Genomic DNA, 19,754 nt, shown 5'->3' on the forward strand with positions numbered 1-19,754 from the left:
CCCGCCCACCCGGCCCAACCACCCCCCCCCGTCCCCCCAAGACCATTGCGTAAAAATACTGGTGATCGCGGGGGCGCCGGCCGCCCGGCGCCCCCCGGCCCCGGTGTGCGGGTCACCTGGCGATGAGATGCTGTCCCGCCGCCCCAGGGGCGAAGCGCAGCTTCTTCTCCAGGCAGACCATCGCCCCGTTCTCGCGCACGTTGGTGAACCGGATGTCGTCGGCGAGCGCGCGCATGATCTGGAGTCCGCGGCCGTGCTCGGCCCCCGGGCCGGGTTCCATCACCTTGTTCGGATCGAAACCGCCCCCCGTGTCGACGACCTTGATGACGCACAGGTCGTCGCACACGCAGGCGCTGACGGTGTAGTCGTCGCTGGGCGCCGCGTGCTTGACCACGTTCGCGCACGCCTCGGTCAGCATCAACTCGATGTCGTCGCGAATCTGGGCCTCGACGCCGAGCGAGCGCAGCGTGCCGTCCAGCATCTGCCTGATCAGCGGGACGCTCGCCGCATCCCTGGGCAGTCGGAGCGCTATCGTCGCCTCCACTGCGTCTCCTCCCGTCTGGATGCGTGCGAGCCTTCTGCCCCGGATTCCGCGCGCCAATCGTCCGTCCGCCGGTGAAGTGCCCCAGGGGTCGCTACTGCTCCACGAGCCGCAGCGCCACCTCCATGCACGCCTTGTCGATCTCCTCCTCGGTCAGCCCCTCGCCGGCCATCGACAGCCACTTGCCCGCGTGCAGCGCGAACAGCGCCAGCGAGCGGCTGATGCGCTCGGTGGGCGTGGCGCCGGCGTCGCTCATCTCGGCGGTGAGCTCCATCATCGTGTCGCGCATCTTGGCGAGCTGGGGATGGTTGCGCATCGCCGTCTGGTTGCTCTCCAGGAATCGGGCGACGGCCAGGTAGCGGGGCTGGCGCAGCCGTTCGGCGTAACGCTCGAGCAGCTCGCGGCGGGTCTCGGGGGTCTTCGGCGCGTTCCTGGCCCACTCCAGCAGCTCCTGCAGCTCGGCGACCCGGAGGTCGACGAGGCTGCCGATGATGTCCTCCTTGGTCTTGAAGTGGTAGTACAGCGCGGCCTTGGTCACGCCCAGCTCTTCGGCGATCTCGCGCAGCGAGGTCGCCTCGTAGCCCTGCTCCGTGAAGAGTTTCAGCGCGATCTCCTGGATCCGCGCCCGCGTGTCTTCCCGCACTTTGCACCTTGATTTCGACTTGACGGTCGGCAAGTAAGTATCTAGCTTATTCTAAGCTTGCCGGTCGGCAAGTAAGCAAGATCAAAACTGGGGGTGTGCAGTGGCGGAGGCAGTCGGACGGCGCCGCGAGGTCATGGTCGTCCTGCCGGGCCTGATGCTGGCCATGGTGCTGGCCATGCTGGACAACATGATCGTGGGCACGGCCATGCCGCGCATCGTGGGCGAGTTAGGCGGCCTGACCCATCTGTCCTGGGTGGTGACCGCCTACGTCCTGGGCACGACCGTCTCGACGCCGATCTGGGGCAAGATCGGCGACCTGTACGGCCGCAAGACCATCTTCCTCACCTCGGTCGTCATCTTCATGATCGGCTCGGCGCTGTGCGGCATGGCCGGCTCCTCCATGCTCGGCGGCCCCGCCGACGGCATGACCGAGCTGATCGCCTTCCGCGCGATCCAGGGCCTCGGCGCCGGCGGCCTCATGGTCAACGTCATGGCCATCATCGGCGACCTGGTGCCGCCCCGCGAGCGCGGCCAGTACCAGGGCATCATGGCCGGCGTCATGTCGCTGGCGATGATCGCCGGCCCGCTGGTCGGCGGCTTCATCACCGACCACCTCGACTGGCGCTGGGCCTTCTACGTGAACCTGCCGGTCGGCGCGGTCGCGCTGGTGCTGCTCGTGCTCAACCTCCACCTGCCCCGCACGCACAACAAGGTGCGCATCGACTGGGCGGGCGCGGTGCTGCTGTCGGTCAGCATCACCGCGATGGTGCTCATCACCACCTGGGGCGGCAACGAGTACACCTGGGGCTCCTGGCAGATCCTCACCCTGATCGCGGTCGCCGTGGTCTTCCTGGCCGGCTTCATCGTGGTCGAGCGCCGCGTGGCCGAGCCCATCATGCCGCTGCAGCTGTTCCGCAACCGCAACTTCACCCTGATCTCGGGCATCGGCTTCCTGCTCGGCTTCGCCATGTTCGGCGCGATCAACTTCCTGCCGCTGTTCCAGCAGACCGTCCAGGGCGCCACGGCCACGAACTCCGGCCTGCTGCTGCTGCCCATGATGGCCTCGGCCATGGTCGTGTCGCTGTTCGTCGGCAAGGCCATCACCAGCACCGGCAAGTACAAGATCTACCCGATCGTCGGCGGCGTCGGCATGGCCGCCGGCATGTGGCTGCTGTCCACGATGGGCGTCGACACGGCCTCCTGGCAGACCGGCCTCTACATCGCCGTGCTCGGCCTCGGCATGGGCTTCCTCATGCAGACCACCATGCTCATCGCGCAGAACAGCGTCGAGCAGAAGGACCTCGGCGTCTCCAGCAGCGCCACCACGTTCTTCCGGTCGATCGGCGGCTCGTTCGGCGTCTCGCTGTTCGGCGCGATCTTCAACAACCACTACCTGTCGGAGCTGACCGGCCGCTTCGGCGCCCAGGCGGCCGAGCGCATGACCTCGGGCGGCGGCGCCAGGATGGACCCCAAGCAGCTCGGACAGCTCCCCGCGCAGATGCGCACCGGGATCCTGGAGTCGCTGGCGACCTCGATCTCCGGCGTGTTCTGGTGGGCCATCGCCTTCGCCGTCGTGGTGCCGCTGCTGGCGGCCTTCATCAAGGAGATCCCGCTGCGCGGCGGCGCTCCCGCGGAGGCGGCCCCGCAGGAGGCGGTCAGCCCGGCGGCAGGCTGAACAGCCGGTCGATCGCCGTCAGCAGGAACAGGCTGCGCAGATAGGGCGTCAGCGCCACCACCCGCACCACGGCGCCGGCGTCGGCGGCCCTCAGCTGGAGGCGGACGAGCCCGGCCAGGCCGGAGGAGTCGACGAAGGTCAGCCGGGACAGGTCGACGTCGATCGCGGTGCAGCCCGCCGGGATGGGGAGGTCGCCCAGCCGGCTGACGGACTCGTAGTCGAGGTCGCCGCTGAGGGCGAGCGCGACGGTCGCCGCGCCGGTGGTGGCGACCTCGATGTGCAGCGGCTTCCTGTCGACCACCAGGCCAGCCTAGCCACCCCGGGAAAAATGGGAGGCGCCGGGGTGGCGAAGTGTGCACAATCCTCCCCATGCACATCTTGAGCCGTCCCCGGGTCGACGACGCCGCGGCCATCCACGAGCTGGTCGCGGCCTACGACACCGACGTCATCGGGTCGCCCGACATGACGCTCGACGACATCGCCGACGAGCTGGCCGAGCCGGGCTTCGACCTCGACAGGGACGGCTGGCTGGCCCGCGACGAGACCGGCCGCCTGACCGGCTGGGCCTGGGCCTGCCGGGTGGGCGACAGCGACCTGGTCAACATCGAGGTCATCACCCGCCCCGGCCTGGCCGGTCCGGACGGCCTGGACGACCTGCGGCAGGAGCTGTGGCGCGCGGTCACCGCCCGCGCCCGCGAGCTCGGCGCCGAGCGCGGCCACGACGGCGTCACCCTCGACATCGGCATCTACCGCGTCGACCAGGACAAGCAGTCCTACGCCAAGGAGCAGGGCTTCGAGCCCGGCACCAGCTTCCACCGCATGCGCGCCGACCACACGCCCCCGGTCGAGCCGCCCGCCCCGCCGCCCGGCCTCACCCTGCACTCGGGCGAGGACGAGGAGACCCGCCGCGCCGCGCACGCGGTGCACCAGATCGGCTTCGCCGAGCACTTCGGCTTCGTCTCCGTCGACTACGACCACTGGTACGAGCGCCGCCAGGCCATGAGCGTCACCGACTGGAGCCAGCTCACCCTGGCCAGGATCGACGGGGAGCCCGCCGGGGTGCTGATCGGCAGCAACCAGTTCGTCCCCGACGAAGACTGCGGCTACGTCGCCACGCTCGCCGTGCACCCCCGCTTCCGCGGCCGGGGCCTGGGCCGCTTCCTGCTCCGGCACGCCTTCGCCGCCGACGCCGCCAGGGGCCGCAAGGGCACGATCCTGCACGTGGACAGCAACAACACCACCCCGGCGCTGGGCCTGTACGAGTCGGCGGGCATGCGCCGGGTGCTGGCCATCGACGTCTGGCGGCGCCGCCTCTGACGCCGTCCCGTCACCGGTTCCCGCTAGACCCGGTGGCGGGCCAGGTGCTCCAGCACCGACTGGTTGGCCTCCCAGCCGTCGGGGAACTTCACCGGCACCCCCAGCTGCACCGGCTCGGCCGAGGGGTGGGCGTCCAGCAGCTCGGCGATGCCCGCCCGCGCCACCATCACGCAGGCGTGCCGGTGGCGTGAGGCCAGCACGCACAGCCGCCCCGACTCCAGGTGGAAGGCGGTGGCGTCGCGCCGGCCCGACAGCGGGTGCAGCACGATCGTCACGTCGTACTCGCGGCCCTGGAGGCGGTTGGCGGTGTCCACGGTGATCTCCGGCGGCAGCCCGGCGTTCCTGATCGCGGCCACCTGGTCGCGGTGGGCCGCCCCGACCGCGATCCGGTCGGCGGTCACCGGCCGCTCGCCCTGCTCGGAGGCGGCCACGGCGCCGCGCTGCAGCAGCCGCGCCGCCAGCAGCGCCACGGCCTGCACGGCCTCGCCGTCGGTGCGCACGGTGTGCCGCTCGGGCAGCTCCAGCAGCGCCCACCCCGACCGGGCGGCCTCCTCCAGCGCGCGGTCGTGCACGGTGCCCATGCCGCCGGCGGTCAGTTCGAGCCGCCGGTCGCCCGCCGAGGTGCCCGACCGGAACCCGGTGAACGGGTAGAACGCCTTCGACACCACCGGCGCGGCCGAGGCGGGCAGCCGCCAGGACACCGGCAGCCGGTGGACCGGCAGCTCCGGGTTGTGCCGCAGCAGCACCGCCACCGCGCTCTGCAACGGGTCCCACGACAACCCCGACCAGCGGTCGCCGTCGACGATCGAGAACGGGTCGAGCTGCCCGGGGTCGCCGACGAACAGCGCCCGCTCGAACAGCCCCGCGATGCGCAGCAGCTTGTCCGAGCGCATCTGGTACGCCTCGTCCACGATGGCCCACGGCCACACCCGGCCGGAGATCCACGCCCACTTGTCGGCCGTGGCGATGACGATGTCGGGGTCGCCGAGGTCCTGGATCCTGGTGCCGACGGTGACGCCGGCCAGCTCCAGCATGCGCGGGTGGGGCACGTAGCCGCCGGCCGACAGCCGTCCGACCTTCAGGTGCGGGTGTTTGTCGGAGATGCGGGCCACCAGGTCGTCGACCTGCTCGTTCGTCTGGGCGACGATCATCAGCGGCTCGCCGGTGGCGGCGATGTGCGCGGCGGCCCGCACGACCAGCGTGGACTTGCCGGCGCCGGGCGGGGAGTCGACCACGACGCCGCGGTTCCTGGGCAGGTCGGCCAGGACGTTCGCGATCACCTGCTCCGGGCTCTCGCTCACGACCATTCCTCCTGGGCGTCCTCGTCGTCGGGGGTGTACTCCTGCGGCGGCCCGCCGTGCGTCCACGGCGTGGCCTCGGCCTCGGGCAGCGCCGGCGAGCCCTGGAAGTCGTCGGTCAGCGAGGTGTAGCAGACCCGCTCGCCGATCTCCGGCACGGCGCCGGGGGCGGGCGTCTTCCCCCGGCCCATGCCCTTGGTGATCTTCAGGGTGACCAGCCCGCCGTGGGCCTCCACCAGCTCGGCGCCCTGGCCGCGGCGCTGCGGGGTGCCGAGCGAGGCGCCGGGCGGCAGGCGTACCGGGTCGTCGGTCTTGAGCACCACCAGCGGACGCAGCTTGCGCGAGCGGCCCTCGCCCTCGACGTTGTCGGGGACGGTCTCGACCACCTCGCCGGCGAACGCCTCGCCGGTCAGCCGGTACTCGGCCATCACCAGCGGGTCGTCGTAGGCGCGCTGCACGTCGTAGGCGGCCTGGGCACGTTCCATGCGGGCCAGCTTGGCCGCGGCGGCCACCGCGCCGTCGCGCCTGGCCTGCGGCGGCGCGCCCTCGGCGATGTGGGCGGCCATGGCGCTGAACGAGCCGCGGTCCTGCTCCCAGCGCTGGGCCACGCTCGCGCCCGGCTCCAGCCCGGCCAGCAGGTCGAGCGCCTGCCACATCAGCCGCCAGGTGGGTTCGAGCTGGGTGCGCAGCGCCTCGGCGACCCGCTCGGGCGACTCGCTGTCGATGGCCGGCGCGAGCACCTCGGCGTCGAAGCCGGGATCGGTCGCGGGCCCGGCGGGCGGCCAGATCAGCGGGTCCTCGGCGTCGTCGGAAGGGCCTTCGGTGATCCAGGACAGCAGCGCGGCCAGGTTGGCGTCCTCCAGCGCGCTCTGCCCGCTGGCCCAGTGGCGGCCCAGCTCCTCGGTGGCGGCCAGCGTCAGCGACGAGCCCGGGAAGGCGGCCCGCTCGGCGAAGTACGTCAGCCACCGCCCCAGCAGCGGCACCTCCGGCGGCACCGGGTAGGGCCCGTCGGGCCTGCGGAAGCGCGTGGAGCGGCCGAGCAGCCTGGTGAAGCCGACGCCCGCCTGGTTCGGCAGGACGAGCTGCGGCGCGTCGAGCGCCCGCTCGTAGGGGTCGGCGTTCTTGCGCTCGACCGTCTCGGTGTCGGCGGTGAACCCCTCGACGTACGGCAGCAGCACCCCGGCCAGCTCGGCGGCCCAGGCGAAGCGCAGCTCACGGTTGCGCGGCTGGGTGACGACGAGCAGGCGCGGCCGGTCGCGGTCGGTGCCGAGCATGGCGGCCAGCGGCGCGGCGGCCTCGCCCGACAGCTTGAGCGGGATGAACACCATCGGCCGCGCGCTGACGTGGCAGTGGCGGACCGTGGCGACGGGCTGGGCGATGCCCTCCCGCAGGGCGCGCAGCCGGGCGAGCGAGGTGAGCAGGCTCAACTGAGGCACTCCCTGCGCAGGCGTTCGGCGTTGCGGAGCAGGCCGGCGATCTCCTCCTGGCCGTCGGCCGGGTCGCGCAGGCCGTCGGCCAGGCCCAGCGCCTCGGCCACCGAGGCGACCCCGCCCAGCTCGTCGCGCACCTGGCGGCCGAGCAGGTCGGAGGCGCCCTCCTGGCGGGCCTCGTCGCGGCAGAAGAAGCACAGGTCGCACGCGGACAGGCAGTCGGGCGCGTAGCGGGCGGTGGTCCTGCGCAGCGCGTCGGCCAGCTCGGCGACCGGGCGGGTGGGCCGGCCGTCCTCGCCGGGCCGCAGGTCGAAGCTGAGGTCGTCGGGCAGCGCCGCGAGCAGCCGGTCCAGTCCGGTCATCCGGGTGAGCTGACGGCGCAGCACGGCGAGCTGCCTGCGCACGTCGACCAGGGTGGCCACCGGCCGGTTGGCGAAGTTCTCGGGGCACACCAGCACCACGTCGTGGGAGACGGTGAGCGGGTCGTGCCCCAGCTCCGCCAGCATCGTGCGCAGCGCCAGCACGTAGACGGCGGCCTGGCGGGCGGCGGCGGCCACCGCGGCCGGCTCGGCCTGCCCGTCGACCACCGCGAACGACTTGATCTCCACCACGTGGAACCGCCCGCCTAGCTGGAAGGCCACCACGTCGGGTTCGAGGAACGCGGTGTGGCCGGCGATCTCCAGGCTGAGCAGCGGGTGGTCGAACAGCGTGCCGGCGTCCTGGTCGCCGCGCGCCGCCCGGTCGAACAGGGCGCGGGTGTGGGTGTGGCGCAGGTGGGCGCCGACGTTCTCCACGTCGTGGTAGGCCACCTCGGCGACCGGCAGGTGCAGCACCTCGCGCAGCAGGCGCAGCAGCTCGGCGCAGCCGTCGGCCTTGACCAGCGCCTCGAACGCGTTCCCACGGGTGATCGCGAACGGCGACTGGCCGAACGGCGCGGGGAAGCCCAGGTGGCGGGCCGCGGCGTCCTTGTCGACGCCGGCGCCGTCCATGAGGGCCCGGCGGGTGCAGCCGGGGTTGGCGGCCAGGGCCGCGATCGCTCTGGCGTCGTGCGGCTTGGGCGGCGTCGTGCCGCGCAGCGCGTCGAGCCGGTGGGCCGGGCCGTCCTCGCGTCTCAAGCCGCTCACGTCGCTGTCTCCTCCTTGATCGTGCCCAGCGTAGCGGCGCCGAAGAGCCTGGCCACGTCACCGAGCTGGGATGTGGCGCGTCGTGCCAGCTCGGCGCGGTCGCGCGTGTCGCGTTCTGCGTGCACCGCCAGCTCGGCCCTGGCCGCCTCGGCGATCCGCCGGCGGTCGGGCGGGCCGAGGTCGGCGGCCGTGGCGCCGGGCACGTTCCTGGCCATCCGCGCCAGTAAGCGCAGGGCCCGCTCGTCGTCGCTGTCGTGCGTGGCCACCGCGATGGCGCAGGTCAGGAAGTCGACGCGGGGGCTGAGCGGGCCGACCACCCGCCGCTCCAGCGGCCAGGTGCTGAGCGTCAGCAGGCCGCGGGCGGGGGAGAGGCGGTCGGTCAGCGCCGCGCACAGGTAGTACGGCCTGCCGTGCGGCGTGGACCGGAACGAGCGCTCCTCGTCGCGGCGCAGGCTGGTGAGCTGGGCGCTGCGGATGGTGCCGGCGAAGAACGCGCCGCTGACCGCCACCACCAGGCGCGGCTGCGCGGCGGCCCCGAGCAGCGCGAGCGCCTGGTGCACCTGCTCGCGCACGGTGACCAGCCGGGGCCCCGCCGCCCTGGCACGCGGCTGCTCGCCGCTCACCAGGGCGTCCCAGGCCCGCTCGGCGGCGCGCAGCTCGGCGCGCAGGACGCGGGCCGTCGCGCCGTCCCTGACGCGCATGGCCTTGCGCACGCCGGCCCGGAGCCCGTCGATCCGCCGCTCCAGCTCGTCCAGCGGGTCACTCATGGCGCGAGGGTATCAACAGTTCCAGTATTTCCCAGTATTTACACCGAAATCTACGATGTAAAGGGCCGGGCCAGGAACCACATGCGGTCCTCGGTGAGGAACCGCTCCAGCCGCAGCCCCTCGGCGGCCAGGGCGTCGGCCAGCTCGTCGTCGGTCATGCGGCGCGAGGTGAACGACTGGGTCCAGACCCGGTCGCCGTGCTCGTAGCGCATGGTCGCCGCGAACACGCCGGGGGAGATCTGCTCGACCTCCGCCAGGGTGATCGTGACGTCGCCGTCCTTCCTGCCCGAGCCGGCCTGCCAGGCGTCGTGCCGCTCGGCCGTCATCCACTGGACGAGCACCGCCCCGCCCGGCTTGACGTGCCGCGCGCACGCCGCCAGGAAGGATCGCCTGACCTCCACGTCGACGACGTTGACGAGCTGCGAGGCCAGCGTGACGGTGTCGAAGCGCCGGTCGAGCCGCAGGTCCTGGAGCCGCGCGTGCACGGTCTCGGCCCCGCGCACGTGCGCCAGCATCTCGGCGGACTCGTCCACGGCCACGACCTGTAACCCGGCCTCGACGAGCGCGTGGGTGACCCTGCCGACGCCGGCGCCCAGCTCCAGGACGGACCCGCCCGGCGGGGTCTCCTGGATGACGACGTCGGCGTCGCGGCCGGGCTGGAGGAGGGTGTAGAACTCGACAGGGGATCCGTCGGGGGTGATGGCGCCCGGGCCTGTTCCGCTGTTCTTCATGACCAAAAAGCTAACCGCCGCGTGAGCCGTCCGTGAGCGGGGGACGATGGCCTCTGTGACCGGTGAGGTACGAGTTCTGATCGGCGTCGGCGTGGGCCTGGCCGCCGTTCCCCCCGTCTACTACCTGACCGAGGCGGGCGCCAGAGCGCTGCGGGCCGGGCAGGCGGCCTTCGCCCCGGCCCCCGCCGGGCCGGGGTTGCTGGCGGCGGCGGCCCTGATCGTCGCGGTGCTGGCCGCCTGGCCGGCAGCGGCGCTGGCCTGCGGGCTGCCGCTGGCGGTGGCGGGCGTGCTGTTCGCCCTCGACCTGCGGGCCGCGATCGGCCTGGCGGGCGCGCTGCCCGGCCTGTGGGAGCCGCCGTGGGCCGAGCCGTCCGGCACCCTCGCCGGGGCCACCGGCCTGTACGCCTACACCGGCGCGTTACTGGTCTTCTCGGCGCTGCTGCCGCGTCGTCTGCGATCTATCCTGAGCAGATGAGCAGACGGGACCCCGACCGGCGCAGGGCGCTGCTCGACGCCGCCGACCGGGCCATCCTGACCGAGGGCCCCGAGGTGTCGATGGCGGCCATCGCCGCCGAGGCCGGCATCACCAAACCCGTCCTCTACCGCCACTTCGGCGACAAGAGCGGCCTGTACCAGGCGCTGGCCGACCGCCACGTGCGCACGGTCATCGCCCAGCTCCGCCCGCAGTTCGCCGGGCCCGGCACCGACCTGCGGGCCCGGGCCCGCGCCGCCATCGGCGTCTATCTCGACCTGATCTCGGCCAACCTCGACCTCTACCGCTTCCTGTTCCACCGGGCCAGCGCCGAGGACACCCGCATCCGCTCCCACATGACCTCGCTCGTGCGCGGTCTGGGCGAGGAGCTGGGCCGGGTGCTGGCCGACGAGCGGGTGGTGGCCGACCCGGTGCGGGCGCAGGTGCTCGGCCACGCGTTCGTCGGCATGGTGCAGACCACGGGCGACTGGTGGCTGGAGCATCCGGAGGTCGACCGCGCGCAGGTGGTGGAGGGGCTGGTCGACGTGATCGCGGCGGCCGTCGCCGGAGGCTGAGAGCCCGGCGGCCGGGTGGTCGGGCGGCCGGGTAGCCGGGTGGCAAGGTCAGGTCAGCAGGCCGAGCAGGTCCCACTCGTTCTGGCAGGCGCGGCGGCCGAGGGCGGCCAGCTCCACCGAGGAGGCGCCGCCGCGCACGTGCCGCATGGTCTGCATGACGCAGATGATCCCCCATTTCAGCACCCCGAACGTCTCCCACCAGCGCAGCGCGTCCAGGTCGACGGGCCGCCCGCCGGCCTCCTCGTAGGCGGCGGTCAGCTCGGCGTAGCCGCCGAACCCGCCCACGGGCAGCGGCGAGCCGAACCGCCACGCCTTGACGCACAGCCAGCCCAGGTCCTCCAGCGGGTCGCCGGCGTGGGCCAGCTCCCAGTCGAGCACGGCCCTGACGCCCTCCGGGCCGACGATCAGGTTGCCGTTGCGGAAGTCGCCGTGCACGACGGCCGCCGGGGCGGCGGGCGGCCGGTCGGCCGCCAGCCTCCGCAGGGCCAGCTCGAACACCGGGTGCGGCTCGCCGGTCAGGTCGAGCACGTCGCGCCAGCGGCGCAGCGGGTCACCAGGCACGGCCTGTGGCGCGGACGCGGTTTCTGGCAGGCACGACAGTGGCATGCGGTGGATGGCCGCCAGCGCCCGCCCGCACTGGGCGGCCAGTTTCGGCCTGGCCTCCCGGTACGCCTCGTCCCGCAGGATCCGGCGCGGGATGGTCTCGCCGGGGATCCGGCTCATCAGGACGTACGGCCCGGCGTGCGGCCGGGCGGGCGGCCCAGGGGGCCGGCTGGTGGGCGAGTCGGTGGGTGGGCCAGCTGGTGGGCCGGCGGCGGCCACGACGTGCGGGACTGGCACCCCGGCCTCGGCCGCCGCCCGCATCAGCCGCGCCTCCTCGGCCAGCCCCGTCCCCGCCTCCAGGGCGGCCCCCGGCCCGTCGAGCCGGAGCACCAGCTCGTGCCGGTCGCCGCCCGGGACGACCACGTCCAGGGCCCAGGTCTCCCTGGAGGCCCCGCCGGTCAGCCTGATCGCGTACGGGACGGCCGCGTCCGGGCCGTACACCTCGCGGGCGATCGCCTCGACGCGGTTCATCGCGGGCCGAACTCCCAGGCGCCGCCGGCCGCGTACGCGCCCAGGAGGCGGCGGCCGACCGCGTCGATGTGCACCTCGTCGGGGCCGTCGTAGACGCGCGCGGCGCGGGCGTGCCGGTACATGCGGTCCAGCGGCGTGTCGGGGGTCAGACCGGCCGCGCCGTACACCTGGACGGCCCGGTCGATGACGTTGTGCAGCATGCGCGCCCCCACCACCTTGATCGCGCCGATCTCGACGCGGGCCTGCGAGCCGGCGTCCACGGCCTCGGCGGCCTGGAGCGTGAGCAGGCGGGCGGCCTGGATCTCGGTGTAGGAGTCGAACACGTGCTGCCGCATGAGCTGCTTGGCCGCCAGCGGCTCGCCGAAGGCGGTGCGCTCGTGCAGCCGCCGGCACATCAGGTCGAAGGCCCGCTGCGCCTGCCCGAGCCAGCGCATGCAGTGGAAGATGCGGCCGGGCCCGAGCCGCCGCTGGGCGATGGCGAAGCCGTGCCCGCGCTCGCCCAGCAGGTTCGCGGCCGGCACCCGCACGTCCTCGTAGCGCACCTCGCAGTGCGCGCCGCCGAGGCCGAGCACCGGGGTCTCGCGCACGATCGTGTAGCCGGGCGTGTCCGTCGGCACGAGGATCATGGAGAAGGCCCGGTGGGGCGGCGCGTCCGGCTCGGTCCGGCACATCACGGTCGTGTACGCCGCCACCGACGCGCCCGTCGTGAACCACTTGTGCCCGTTGATCACCCATTCGTCGCCGTCGAGCACGGCGGAGGTGGTGAGCTGGGTGGGGTCGCTGCTGGAGACCTCCGGTTCGGTCATCGCGAAGCTGGGCGAGATGTCGCCGCGCACCAGCGGCTCCAGGTAGCGCTCGCGCTGCCCGGGGGAGGCGTGCTCGTGCAGCATGAGCGAGTCCTGCAGCGTGAACGTGCCGAGGGCGAGCTGCCCGTACTCGCTGCGGCCCTGGACCTCGTTGACGTAGACGTAGTCGAGGAACGGCAGCCCGCCGCCGCCCAGCTCGCGCGGGTGGCCGAGCGCCCACAGGCCCTCTTTCCTGGCCTCGTCCCGCAGCCCGGCCATGGTGGCGGCGGCCCGCGGCCCGCCCTCGTGCAGCACCTCCTCGGCCGGTTCGACGCGCTCGGTCATGAACGCGCGCACGGCGTCGCGGATCGGCCGGACGTGCTCCGGTACGGCGAAGCTCATGGGGTGATCTCAACCGAAATCCGTTGCGCGGTCAACGGTCGGCGCACCCGCGCAGCAGCAGCGGCCGAAGTCGAACCGCTCGGCGCAGGCCCGCTCCCACAGGCGGGCGGTCTCGCCGCCGGCGCGCGGGAAGACCAGCCGCGCGATCACCAGCGCGACCACCGCCCGCGCCCCGGCCAGGTAGAGCGCCGAGGCCGCGCTCTGGACGTGCGCGCCCGAGACGAACAGGTCGTCCACCAGCAGCACCCGCGCGCCGTCGACGCGGCCCAGCACCTGGAAGGCCCGCTCGTCCGAACGCCGCCGCGCGAGGTTCTCGGCCGCCTGCGCCGAACCGGCCATCAGCACCGGACGGTGCAGCCCCCGCAGGTCGCCGACCAGGTCCACGATCCGCGGCATCGGGCCGAAGACCTCGATGGGCCGGTCGAGCCGGGTGCTGGGCAGGGTGGTGACCATCGTGAAGGGGCCGCCGGCCAGCCGGGTCAGGCACGCGGAGTGGGCCCGGTGGAAACGCGCCACGGTGGCGGCCAGGAACGGCACCCGCCGCACGCTGCCCGGCGGGTCCCTGCGCCGGGTCACGATCGCGTGCAGCTGGGCGCCGTCGCCGTCGCGCACGCACAGCGAGACGGGCACCACGTGCTCGGTGTGACGGTACAGGCCCTGGGTGGTGACCCCGCAGGTGACGCAGAGCCCGGACGGCCCGCCGGCGCCGGTGTGGCAGATCCGGCAGACGCCGGGGCCGGGGGCCGGGACGTTGCGGAAGATCTGCAGGTACGCCTCGGTCACCGCACGGGCGTCGCCCACGGTCAGAAGACGGTCGTCAGCCGGGTCACATCTACAAGATTGACCGCCTGGCGCGCCAGCTCGTCAATGCCCGCTACGACAGTGACTCCTCCCCGGTAGGCCAGCCGGGGCGTCCAGGGCAGGCCCGGCGCGGCGAAGACGTGCTTGCCCTGGGACAGCGCCATCGCCGCCCGCTCGCCGTCGCCTGCGCCGGCGGCGTAGAGCGCGGCGGCCAGCCCGCTGGTCACCAGCCCGGTCACCGCCCGCGTCCGGGCCGTGGCGGCCGTGCCCGGCCAGAACGGCGACACCGCCACGACGACCCCCGGCCCGCCGGTGACCGGCCGCCCGCCGCCCGGCCCGCCGATGACGGCCATCGGCTGACCGTCGTGCGGGGCGACGACGATCGCGCGGCCGCCGGCCGCCGCCGCCGCAGCGGCGGTGCGCGGCCCGTCGCACACGACGGTCAGACCGGCCGCGGCCAGCGCGCGGGCCGCGGCGCAGGCGCCGGGGGCGTCGCCGGTGACCGCCACCGACCGGTGGTCGCCGCCCTCCAGCCGGCCGCGCACCCACAGGAACGGCTGGAGGTTGTAGGCGTAGGCCAGGTTGCCCGGGTAGTCGTCGTCGAGCACCGTCACCAGCGCGGCGGGACAGGAGGCGATGAGCGCCTCGGCCCGGCCGAGGTCGCCCGGCCGCAGCCGCGCGAGGACCCGCGCGGCGTGCGCCCTGTCGTGCCCGCCGAGGCCGCCGAGGTCGCCGCGGACCAGCCGCAGCGCGCTGCCCGCGGCCTCCACGACCCGCGCGGTGTGGTGCCACGGCCCGGCGGTGGCCCTGGTCAGGGCGAGCACCGCGGCCTGCTCCTCGGTCACCGACATATCACCCACCGTCCGGTTGGGACGACCGTACGCGTGCCCACCGACAGAACCGGCTCCCCATCGTGCCGCCCGCGGCCGCCAGGACCGCGCAGACGCGCCGTGGCACGGGAAAGGGCCCGGCGGCCGCGGGACGTCCGCGGCCGCCGGGCCCTTCGGAGGGGACGGGGTCAGGCCGCGTTCTCCTCGGCCTTGCGGGGCAGGACCTCCAGCTCGAACGCGCCCGACCTGACCGCCTCCAGGAAGTTCTGCCAGTCGCGGCGCGGGATCTCCAGGACGACGTCCGGGGAGGAGTCGTGGATGAGCTCCACGTGGTCGTTGATGCGGCAGGCCTTGACGCGTACGTCGTCGTTCATGCTGCGCTCCCTCGGGTTGACTGCGGCTGAGCGGCCCGGGGAGCCGGGGGGGCCGGGAGCTGCGCCGGGCGACTTTCCCAGCCGTCCGGGCCGTCCGCGTGACCCCGGAGGGCCGGGCCGCTCGGGAAGCGTGCCATCGTCGCGCGGGGGCCCGCCACCGCCGGTATGGGCGGCTCGGTAGAGACACGCCGATCGCGGGCGGAGGTCTGTCGTCCCGGGGGTGGAGAAAGGTCATCCGTGGGCCGGGGGCCTTGACAGGCAGGGCGGTGATCCCTATGCCTGGGGCTGACGACTGGCCGTGCGCGGGCGTACGGCTGCGCAGCCGAGCTGACGGGAGTGCCGCCGATGGCGCAGCCCCATGACGTGCCCACCGCCGCGCAGCTCGTCGCGGCCGTCCGCGGGTTCCTGCGGGACGACGTGCTGCCCGCGGTCGAGGGGCGGGTGCGCTTCCACACGCGGGTGGCGATCAACGTGCTCGCCATGGTGGAGCGGGAGATCGAGCTGGGCCCGGACCAGGCCGCCGAGCACGCCGCGCGGCTGGCGGCGCTGGGCGTGGCCGACGACGCCGAGCTGGCCGCCGCCGTCCGCGCGGGCCGCTTCGACGGCGACGACGCGCTCACCGCCGCCCTGGTCCAGGCCGTCCGGGCCAAGCTGGAGGTGGCCGATCCCGGCTACCTCCAGCGGCCGTGAGCGTCAGTGGGACCCGGCCAGGTCCAGGTCCTTGACGCCTGGGTCACCCTCGTCGGCGAAGTAGTCGCCGCGCCGGGTGGCGTCCGCGCCGTCGGCCACCTTGGCCGCCCGGAAGATCAGCGTGGCGACCGCGGCCACGACCAGGTTGACGATCAGCGCGAGGAAGCCCGCGTAGATGGTCATCTTGGTGTCCAGGCCCAGGTTCGACAGGCCGAAGGCCGAGCCGCCGAAGTGCTCCTTGCCCTTGGCCGGGTTGGGGATGAGGTAGAGCATCCACATGCCCGCCGCCAGGCCCGCGGCCCAGCCGGCCATCAGGCCGCCCTTGTGGAACCAGCGGGTGTACAGGCCGAGCGCCACCGACGGCAGCGTCTGCAGGATGATCACGCCGCCGATGAGCTGCAGGTCGATCGAGAACTGCGGGTCGAGCAGCAGGATGCACAGCACCGCGCCCACCTTGACCACCAGCGAGACGACCTTGGAGACGTTGGCTTCCTGGGCGTCGGTGGCCTCCTTGTTGATGTACTCGCGGTAGATGTTGCGGGTGAACAGGTTCGCCGCCGCGATCGACATGATCGCCGCCGGCACCAGCGCGCCGATGCCGATGGCCGCGAACGCCACGCCGGCGAACCAGTCGGGGAAGAGCTGGTCGAACAGGTTCGGCACGATCGTGTTCGGGTCGCCGCCGACCGGCTTGGTGCCGGCCGCGATGGCCATGAAGCCCAGCAGCGCGATCAGGCCGAGCACGAAGCTGTAGGCGGGCAGCGCCGACATGTTGCGCTTGATGACGTTGCGGTTCTTGGAGGCCAGCACGCCGGTGAGGCTGTGCGGGTAGAGGAACAGCGCCAGGGCCGAGCCGAAGGCCAGCGTGACGTACTGGAGCTGGTTGGCGCCGTTGAGCAGGATGCCGTCGCCCGGCGCGGGGGTCTTGTCGAACTTGGCCTGCGCCATGTCGAAGATGTTGCCCCAGCCGCCCAGCTTGGCCGGGATGTAGATGACCGCGGCGAGGATCACGATGTAGATCAGCGCGTCCTTGACGAAGGCGATCAGCGCCGGCGCGCGCAGGCCCGACTGGTAGGTGTAGGCCGCCAGGATCGCGAAGGCGATGATGATCGGCAGGTGCCCGGTGATGCCCATCGACTTCAGCACGGCCTCGATGCCGACGAGCTGCAGCGCGATGTACGGCATCGTGGCCACCAGCCCGGTGATGGCGATCAGCAGCGCCAGCGTCGGCGACCCGAACCGGGCCCGGACGAAGTCGGCCGGCGTGACGAACCCGTGCACGTGCGAGACCGACCACATCCGCGCCAGCACCAGGAACACCAGCGGGTAGACCACCACGGTGTAGGGCAGCGCGTAGAAGCCGAGCGCGCCGGAGCTGAACACCAGCGCGGGCACGGCCACGAACGTGTAGGCGGTGTACAGGTCGCCGCCGACCAGGAACCAGGTGACCCACGAGCCGAAGCTGCGGCCGCCGAGGCCCCACTCGTTGAGGCTGGCCAGGTCGGTGGGCCGCCGCCAGCGGGCCGCCACGAAGCCCATGCCGCTGACCAGGATGAACAGCAGCCCGAAGACGACCAGCTCGGTCACGTGCCCGCTCATTTGGTCATCCTGTAGACGATCGTGGTGCAGCCGACGCCGACCACGATGAAGGCGAGCTGCAGCCAGTAGAACAGCGGGAAGCCGAGCAGGCGCGGCTCGTCGGAGTTGAACAGGAACGTCAGCAGCGGCAGCACGATCGGCACGACCAGCAGCCAGTTCCACGGGCTGCGGTCGGTACGCGGCGGCTGCCCGGATTCCCCGGTAGTCATCGGCCCTCCGATTGGGGGATCAGGAGCGGCGTGTTGACCGGCTCCTGACAACGTCGTCAATGGAGGGAGATTAGCTTTCCGGTGGTATTAAACCCAATGTCCGGAACATTACGGTTTGGCCTAAATGTCGAGATGAAATCTCAATATGTGAGACCAAGCCACCCCTCGCCAACGGCACGTTAAGTCGCTCCCGGGCCGCGCGGAACCGGGCGATCGGCGAATGGTCGGCTACTCGCGACGAACGGTCACTTCGTCGGCGATGTCGCGCGTGCCGTACCCCTCGGGGGCGGGCACCTCGGTGATCGGATCGGGGCGGTCGTCGAACTCCAGCCGCAGCGCCCGCGCCATGGTGGCGTGCATCTCGTACAGGCAGACGATGTAGGTCAGCTCCAGGATCTGCTCGTCGGGCAGGTGGGCGCGCAGCACGTCGAACACGTCGTCGTGCACCCGGCCGCCGTCGAGCACCAGGCCGTCGGTGTAGGCCAGCACCGCCCGCTCCAGCTCGCCGAACCGGTCACTGACCTGCCAGGAGGCCACCGCCCGCACCTTCTCCTCGGGCACGCCGAGCGCCCTGAGCTGCTTGCAGTGCTGGGAGTAGACGAACTGGCTCTGCCGCGCCCAGCCCGCCCTGGTCTGCCCCAGCTCGCGCAGCACCGGGTCCAGGCGCGACTCCCGGTAGATCTGGAAACCCTTGACGCAGTGGCGGAAGATCTTGGGGTCGAGGGCGAAGACCGTCCACCAGTCGCCCGGCGAGCCGGTCGCGGTCCCCGTGCCGTCGGGCGACAGCAGCCGGTCGTGGAAGAACCGGACGACGGGGTCGGTCACCTCCTCGGGCGGCACCCGGCGCAGGCGCGGCATCAGACGGTCCGGTCGGCGGCGGTCCTGGGTTCGTGCCGGACGTCGCCCGGCTGCCCGACCGGCCGCGTCCAGGCGGCGAACTCCACCAGGATCCCGTCGGGGTCCTTGAAGTAGATGGACCGGACGAAGACGCCCTCGTGCATCGCGGGCGCCACGCCGAACTCGCTGTCGTCGTGGTTGAGCAGCACGCCCACGTCGATGCCCTTGGCCACCAGCCGCTCGCGGTACTCCTCGATGCGCTCGGGCGGCACGTCGAAGGCGATGTGGTTCATCGAGCCGACCGCCGACAGCAGCTCGCCCCGGTCCGGCAGGTTCCTGGGCGCCGAGACCCCCGGCACGCCCTCGGGCGCGTCGGGGAACCAGAAGAAGGCCAGCGCGTTGCCGCCGCCGCAGTCGAAGAAGAAGTGCTGGCCCCAGCCCAGGGGCAGCTCGATCGTCTTGATCAGCGGCATGCCCAGCACGCCGGAGTAGAAGTCGACGGTCTGCTTCATGTCCGAGCAGACCAGGGCGATGTGGTTGACCCCGCGGAGCTCGAATTCGCTGTTCATGGTAATCAACTACTTATCACAGCGTTCTGCCGGAAAACATGACAGTAGGTGGCGGGTATTCGGGCCACGATCGTGCCCGTGATTGTGGTGGTGGCGGGCGCGACCCGCGGAACGGGACGAGGAATGGCGGTCGCCCTCGGGGCGGCCGGAGCGACGGTCTACTGCGCCGGACGGAGCACGCGCGAGCGCCCTTCGGAGATGAACCGTCCGGAGACGATCGAGGAGACCGCCGAGCTGGTGAGCGCGGCGGGCGGGACGGGCATCGCGGTCCCCGTCGACTTTTTGGACCCGGCGGCGGTGGCCGAGCTGGCCGCCCGCGTCGAGCGGGAACAGGGCCGGCTGGACGTGCTGGTCAACGACGTGTGGGGCGGCGACCGCCTGTGGAAGTGGGAGACCCCCGTCTGGGAGCAGGACCTGGACGACGGGCTGCGCCTGCTCAGGCTGGCCGTCGACACCCACCTCATCAGCGCCCGCCATCTGCTGCCGCTGCTGATCCGGCACGAGGGCGGCCTGGTCGTGGAGGTCACCGACGGCACCTGGGAGTTCCACCGGACCCGCTACCGCGAGAACGTCTACTTCGACCTGGCCAAGCTGTCGGTCAACCGGCTGGCCTTCGCCTGGTCCCACGAGCTGCGCCCGTACGGCGGGACGGCGGTGGCCGTCACGCCCGGGTTCCTGCGCTCGGAGGCGATGCTGGACGGCTTCGGCGTCACCGAGGAGAACTGGCGCGAGGCGAAGGCGGACAGCGCGTGGATGGTCTCCGAGACCCCCGCCTACGTCGGTCGCGGCGTGGCCGCCCTCGCCCAGGACCCCGACCGGCGCAGGTGGTCGGGGTCCTCGGTGACCAGCGGCGAGCTGGCCGAGGCGTACGGCGTCACCGACGTGGACGGCAGCCGGCCGCAGGTGTGGCGCTACATCGCCGAGGTCATGGAGAAGGGCGGCGAAGGCGGCTGGGAGGACTACCGCTGACGCCCGCCACGCGGCCGGGCAGCCCTTCGCAGCCGGTGGAAG

General features: G+C 72.9%; 23 protein-coding genes. 6 read left to right on the plus strand and 17 right to left on the minus strand.

All coding sequences use genetic code 11. From position 1 onward, the window contains the following. Nucleotides 1-112: 112 nt before the first annotated feature. Nucleotides 113-544, minus strand: a complete 432-nt coding sequence (locus AB0J71_RS44655; protein WP_352330793.1) for an ATP-binding protein — start codon at nucleotides 542-544, stop codon at nucleotides 113-115. Nucleotides 545-635: 91 nt separating this feature from the next. Beyond that, nucleotides 636-1,184 carry a helix-turn-helix domain-containing protein gene (locus AB0J71_RS44660; RefSeq protein ID WP_352330794.1) on the minus strand — a complete coding sequence of 183 codons (549 nt, stop codon included), beginning with the start codon at nucleotides 1,182-1,184 and terminating at the stop codon, nucleotides 636-638. Nucleotides 1,185-1,284: 100 nt separating this feature from the next. Between AB0J71_RS44660 and AB0J71_RS44665 the strand changes: the two genes are divergently transcribed. Next, complete coding sequence (locus AB0J71_RS44665) at nucleotides 1,285-2,859, plus strand: MDR family MFS transporter (protein WP_352330796.1); 1,575 nt, start codon at nucleotides 1,285-1,287, stop codon at nucleotides 2,857-2,859. Here AB0J71_RS44665 and AB0J71_RS44670 read toward each other — a convergent pair. Next, on the minus strand, nucleotides 2,840-3,160 hold the full coding sequence (locus AB0J71_RS44670) for an STAS domain-containing protein (RefSeq protein WP_352330798.1): 321 nt from the start codon (nucleotides 3,158-3,160) through the stop codon (nucleotides 2,840-2,842). The two genes, AB0J71_RS44665 and AB0J71_RS44670, sit on opposite strands and share 20 nt — an antisense overlap. Nucleotides 3,161-3,228: 68 nt before the next feature. Between AB0J71_RS44670 and AB0J71_RS44675 the strand changes: the two genes are divergently transcribed. Next, the gene (locus tag AB0J71_RS44675) at nucleotides 3,229-4,176 is read left to right on the plus strand and encodes a GNAT family N-acetyltransferase (RefSeq protein ID WP_364420268.1); all 948 of its coding nucleotides are present in this window, start codon (nucleotides 3,229-3,231) and stop codon (nucleotides 4,174-4,176) included. A gap of 23 nt (nucleotides 4,177-4,199) precedes the next feature. On the opposite strand, the gene AB0J71_RS44680 is transcribed toward AB0J71_RS44675, so the two are convergent. The 5 genes from AB0J71_RS44680 to AB0J71_RS44700 are packed head-to-tail and all read right to left on the minus strand — an operon-like array spanning nucleotide 4,200 to nucleotide 9,526. Then, entirely contained in the window at nucleotides 4,200-5,483 is a 1,284-nt protein-coding gene (locus tag AB0J71_RS44680; protein ID WP_352327730.1) for an AAA family ATPase, read from the minus strand. Then, on the minus strand, nucleotides 5,474-6,901 hold the full coding sequence (locus tag AB0J71_RS44685) for a hypothetical protein (protein ID WP_364420270.1): 1,428 nt from the start codon (nucleotides 6,899-6,901) through the stop codon (nucleotides 5,474-5,476). The genes AB0J71_RS44680 and AB0J71_RS44685 overlap by 10 nt, the downstream gene beginning before the upstream one ends. Beyond that, entirely contained in the window at nucleotides 6,898-8,028 is a 1,131-nt protein-coding gene (locus AB0J71_RS44690) for a hypothetical protein (protein WP_352327732.1), read from the minus strand. The genes AB0J71_RS44685 and AB0J71_RS44690 overlap by 4 nt, the downstream gene beginning before the upstream one ends. Further along, the gene (locus AB0J71_RS44695) at nucleotides 8,025-8,795 is read right to left on the minus strand and encodes a hypothetical protein (protein WP_364420272.1); all 771 of its coding nucleotides are present in this window, start codon (nucleotides 8,793-8,795) and stop codon (nucleotides 8,025-8,027) included. The genes AB0J71_RS44690 and AB0J71_RS44695 overlap by 4 nt, the downstream gene beginning before the upstream one ends. A 50-nt stretch (nucleotides 8,796-8,845) precedes the next feature. Beyond that, nucleotides 8,846-9,526, minus strand: coding sequence for a class I SAM-dependent methyltransferase (locus AB0J71_RS44700; protein ID WP_364420274.1), 681 nt, complete (start codon nucleotides 9,524-9,526; stop codon nucleotides 8,846-8,848). Nucleotides 9,527-9,581: 55 nt separating this feature from the next. Between AB0J71_RS44700 and AB0J71_RS44705 the strand changes: the two genes are divergently transcribed. Beyond that, nucleotides 9,582-10,001 carry a hypothetical protein gene (locus AB0J71_RS44705; RefSeq protein ID WP_352327735.1) on the plus strand — a complete coding sequence of 140 codons (420 nt, stop codon included), beginning with the start codon at nucleotides 9,582-9,584 and terminating at the stop codon, nucleotides 9,999-10,001. After that, nucleotides 9,998-10,573, plus strand: a complete 576-nt coding sequence (locus tag AB0J71_RS44710) for a TetR/AcrR family transcriptional regulator (RefSeq protein WP_352327736.1) — start codon at nucleotides 9,998-10,000, stop codon at nucleotides 10,571-10,573. The genes AB0J71_RS44705 and AB0J71_RS44710 overlap by 4 nt, the downstream gene beginning before the upstream one ends. 48 nt (nucleotides 10,574-10,621) lie before the next feature. On the opposite strand, the gene AB0J71_RS44715 is transcribed toward AB0J71_RS44710, so the two are convergent. The 5 genes from AB0J71_RS44715 to AB0J71_RS44735 all read right to left on the minus strand — a co-directional run bounded on the left by AB0J71_RS44715 (nucleotide 10,622) and on the right by AB0J71_RS44735 (nucleotide 14,839). Next, nucleotides 10,622-11,647, minus strand: coding sequence for a phosphotransferase family protein (locus tag AB0J71_RS44715; RefSeq protein WP_364420276.1), 1,026 nt, complete (start codon nucleotides 11,645-11,647; stop codon nucleotides 10,622-10,624). After that, a complete protein-coding gene (locus tag AB0J71_RS44720; RefSeq protein ID WP_352327738.1) occupies nucleotides 11,644-12,834 on the minus strand; it encodes an acyl-CoA dehydrogenase family protein in 1,191 nt (396 codons plus the stop codon). Before AB0J71_RS44720 ends, AB0J71_RS44715 begins: the two co-directional genes overlap by 4 nt. A gap of 9 nt (nucleotides 12,835-12,843) precedes the next feature. Next, on the minus strand, nucleotides 12,844-13,635 hold the full coding sequence (locus AB0J71_RS44725; protein ID WP_364420278.1) for a hypothetical protein: 792 nt from the start codon (nucleotides 13,633-13,635) through the stop codon (nucleotides 12,844-12,846). A gap of 2 nt (nucleotides 13,636-13,637) precedes the next feature. Next, nucleotides 13,638-14,486, minus strand: coding sequence for a hypothetical protein (locus tag AB0J71_RS44730; RefSeq protein WP_364420280.1), 849 nt, complete (start codon nucleotides 14,484-14,486; stop codon nucleotides 13,638-13,640). A 167-nt stretch (nucleotides 14,487-14,653) separates the two neighbouring features. Then, nucleotides 14,654-14,839, minus strand: a complete 186-nt coding sequence (locus AB0J71_RS44735; protein ID WP_364390428.1) for a hypothetical protein — start codon at nucleotides 14,837-14,839, stop codon at nucleotides 14,654-14,656. 345 nt (nucleotides 14,840-15,184) lie between these two features. Between AB0J71_RS44735 and AB0J71_RS44740 the strand changes: the two genes are divergently transcribed. Further along, the gene (locus AB0J71_RS44740) at nucleotides 15,185-15,529 is read left to right on the plus strand and encodes a DUF6285 domain-containing protein (RefSeq protein ID WP_364420282.1); all 345 of its coding nucleotides are present in this window, start codon (nucleotides 15,185-15,187) and stop codon (nucleotides 15,527-15,529) included. A 3-nt stretch (nucleotides 15,530-15,532) separates the two neighbouring features. On the opposite strand, the gene mctP is transcribed toward AB0J71_RS44740, so the two are convergent. From mctP to AB0J71_RS44760, 4 genes are all read right to left on the minus strand, one after another. Beyond that, on the minus strand, nucleotides 15,533-17,128 hold the full coding sequence (gene mctP, locus AB0J71_RS44745) for a monocarboxylate uptake permease MctP (RefSeq protein ID WP_352329977.1): 1,596 nt from the start codon (nucleotides 17,126-17,128) through the stop codon (nucleotides 15,533-15,535). After that, nucleotides 17,125-17,337 (minus strand): DUF3311 domain-containing protein, encoded by a 213-nt coding sequence (locus tag AB0J71_RS44750; RefSeq protein WP_352329975.1) that lies wholly within the window; start codon nucleotides 17,335-17,337, stop codon nucleotides 17,125-17,127. Before AB0J71_RS44750 ends, mctP begins: the two co-directional genes overlap by 4 nt. 228 nt (nucleotides 17,338-17,565) lie before the next feature. After that, on the minus strand, nucleotides 17,566-18,195 hold the full coding sequence (locus tag AB0J71_RS44755; RefSeq protein ID WP_352329974.1) for a carboxymuconolactone decarboxylase family protein: 630 nt from the start codon (nucleotides 18,193-18,195) through the stop codon (nucleotides 17,566-17,568). Beyond that, on the minus strand, nucleotides 18,195-18,743 hold the full coding sequence (locus tag AB0J71_RS44760; protein ID WP_352329972.1) for a VOC family protein: 549 nt from the start codon (nucleotides 18,741-18,743) through the stop codon (nucleotides 18,195-18,197). Before AB0J71_RS44760 ends, AB0J71_RS44755 begins: the two co-directional genes overlap by 1 nt. 78 nt (nucleotides 18,744-18,821) lie before the next feature. Here AB0J71_RS44760 and AB0J71_RS44765 point away from each other — a divergent pair, with 78 nt between their 5' ends. After that, entirely contained in the window at nucleotides 18,822-19,712 is an 891-nt protein-coding gene (locus AB0J71_RS44765; RefSeq protein ID WP_364420284.1) for an SDR family oxidoreductase, read from the plus strand. Nucleotides 19,713-19,754: the final 42 nt, after the last annotated feature.

This window comes from Nonomuraea sp. NPDC049637, assembly GCF_040675235.1.
GTDB lineage: Bacteria > Actinomycetota > Actinomycetes > Streptosporangiales > Streptosporangiaceae > Nonomuraea.

Bases quoted from the DNA above. Each gene is read 5' to 3' on its own strand.
- AB0J71_RS44675 (WP_364420268.1), top strand. From the start codon at position 3,229: ATGCACATCTTGAGCCGTCCCCGGGTCGACGACGCCGCGGCCATCCAC.
- AB0J71_RS44680 (WP_352327730.1), bottom strand. From the start codon at position 5,483: ATGGTCGTGAGCGAGAGCCCGGAGCAGGTGATCGCGAACGTCCTGGCC.
- AB0J71_RS44695 (WP_364420272.1), bottom strand. From the start codon at position 8,795: ATGAGTGACCCGCTGGACGAGCTGGAGCGGCGGATCGACGGGCTCCGG.
- AB0J71_RS44700 (WP_364420274.1), bottom strand. From the start codon at position 9,526: ATGAAGAACAGCGGAACAGGCCCGGGCGCCATCACCCCCGACGGATCC.
- AB0J71_RS44710 (WP_352327736.1), top strand. From the start codon at position 9,998: ATGAGCAGACGGGACCCCGACCGGCGCAGGGCGCTGCTCGACGCCGCC.
- AB0J71_RS44715 (WP_364420276.1), bottom strand. From the start codon at position 11,647: ATGAACCGCGTCGAGGCGATCGCCCGCGAGGTGTACGGCCCGGACGCG.
- AB0J71_RS44720 (WP_352327738.1), bottom strand. From the start codon at position 12,834: ATGAGCTTCGCCGTACCGGAGCACGTCCGGCCGATCCGCGACGCCGTG.
- AB0J71_RS44730 (WP_364420280.1), bottom strand. From the start codon at position 14,486: ATGTCGGTGACCGAGGAGCAGGCCGCGGTGCTCGCCCTGACCAGGGCC.
- AB0J71_RS44735 (WP_364390428.1), bottom strand. From the start codon at position 14,839: ATGAACGACGACGTACGCGTCAAGGCCTGCCGCATCAACGACCACGTG.
- AB0J71_RS44740 (WP_364420282.1), top strand. From the start codon at position 15,185: ATGGCGCAGCCCCATGACGTGCCCACCGCCGCGCAGCTCGTCGCGGCC.
- mctP (WP_352329977.1), bottom strand. From the start codon at position 17,128: ATGAGCGGGCACGTGACCGAGCTGGTCGTCTTCGGGCTGCTGTTCATC.
- AB0J71_RS44750 (WP_352329975.1), bottom strand. From the start codon at position 17,337: ATGACTACCGGGGAATCCGGGCAGCCGCCGCGTACCGACCGCAGCCCG.
- AB0J71_RS44755 (WP_352329974.1), bottom strand. From the start codon at position 18,195: ATGCCGCGCCTGCGCCGGGTGCCGCCCGAGGAGGTGACCGACCCCGTC.
- AB0J71_RS44760 (WP_352329972.1), bottom strand. From the start codon at position 18,743: ATGAACAGCGAATTCGAGCTCCGCGGGGTCAACCACATCGCCCTGGTC.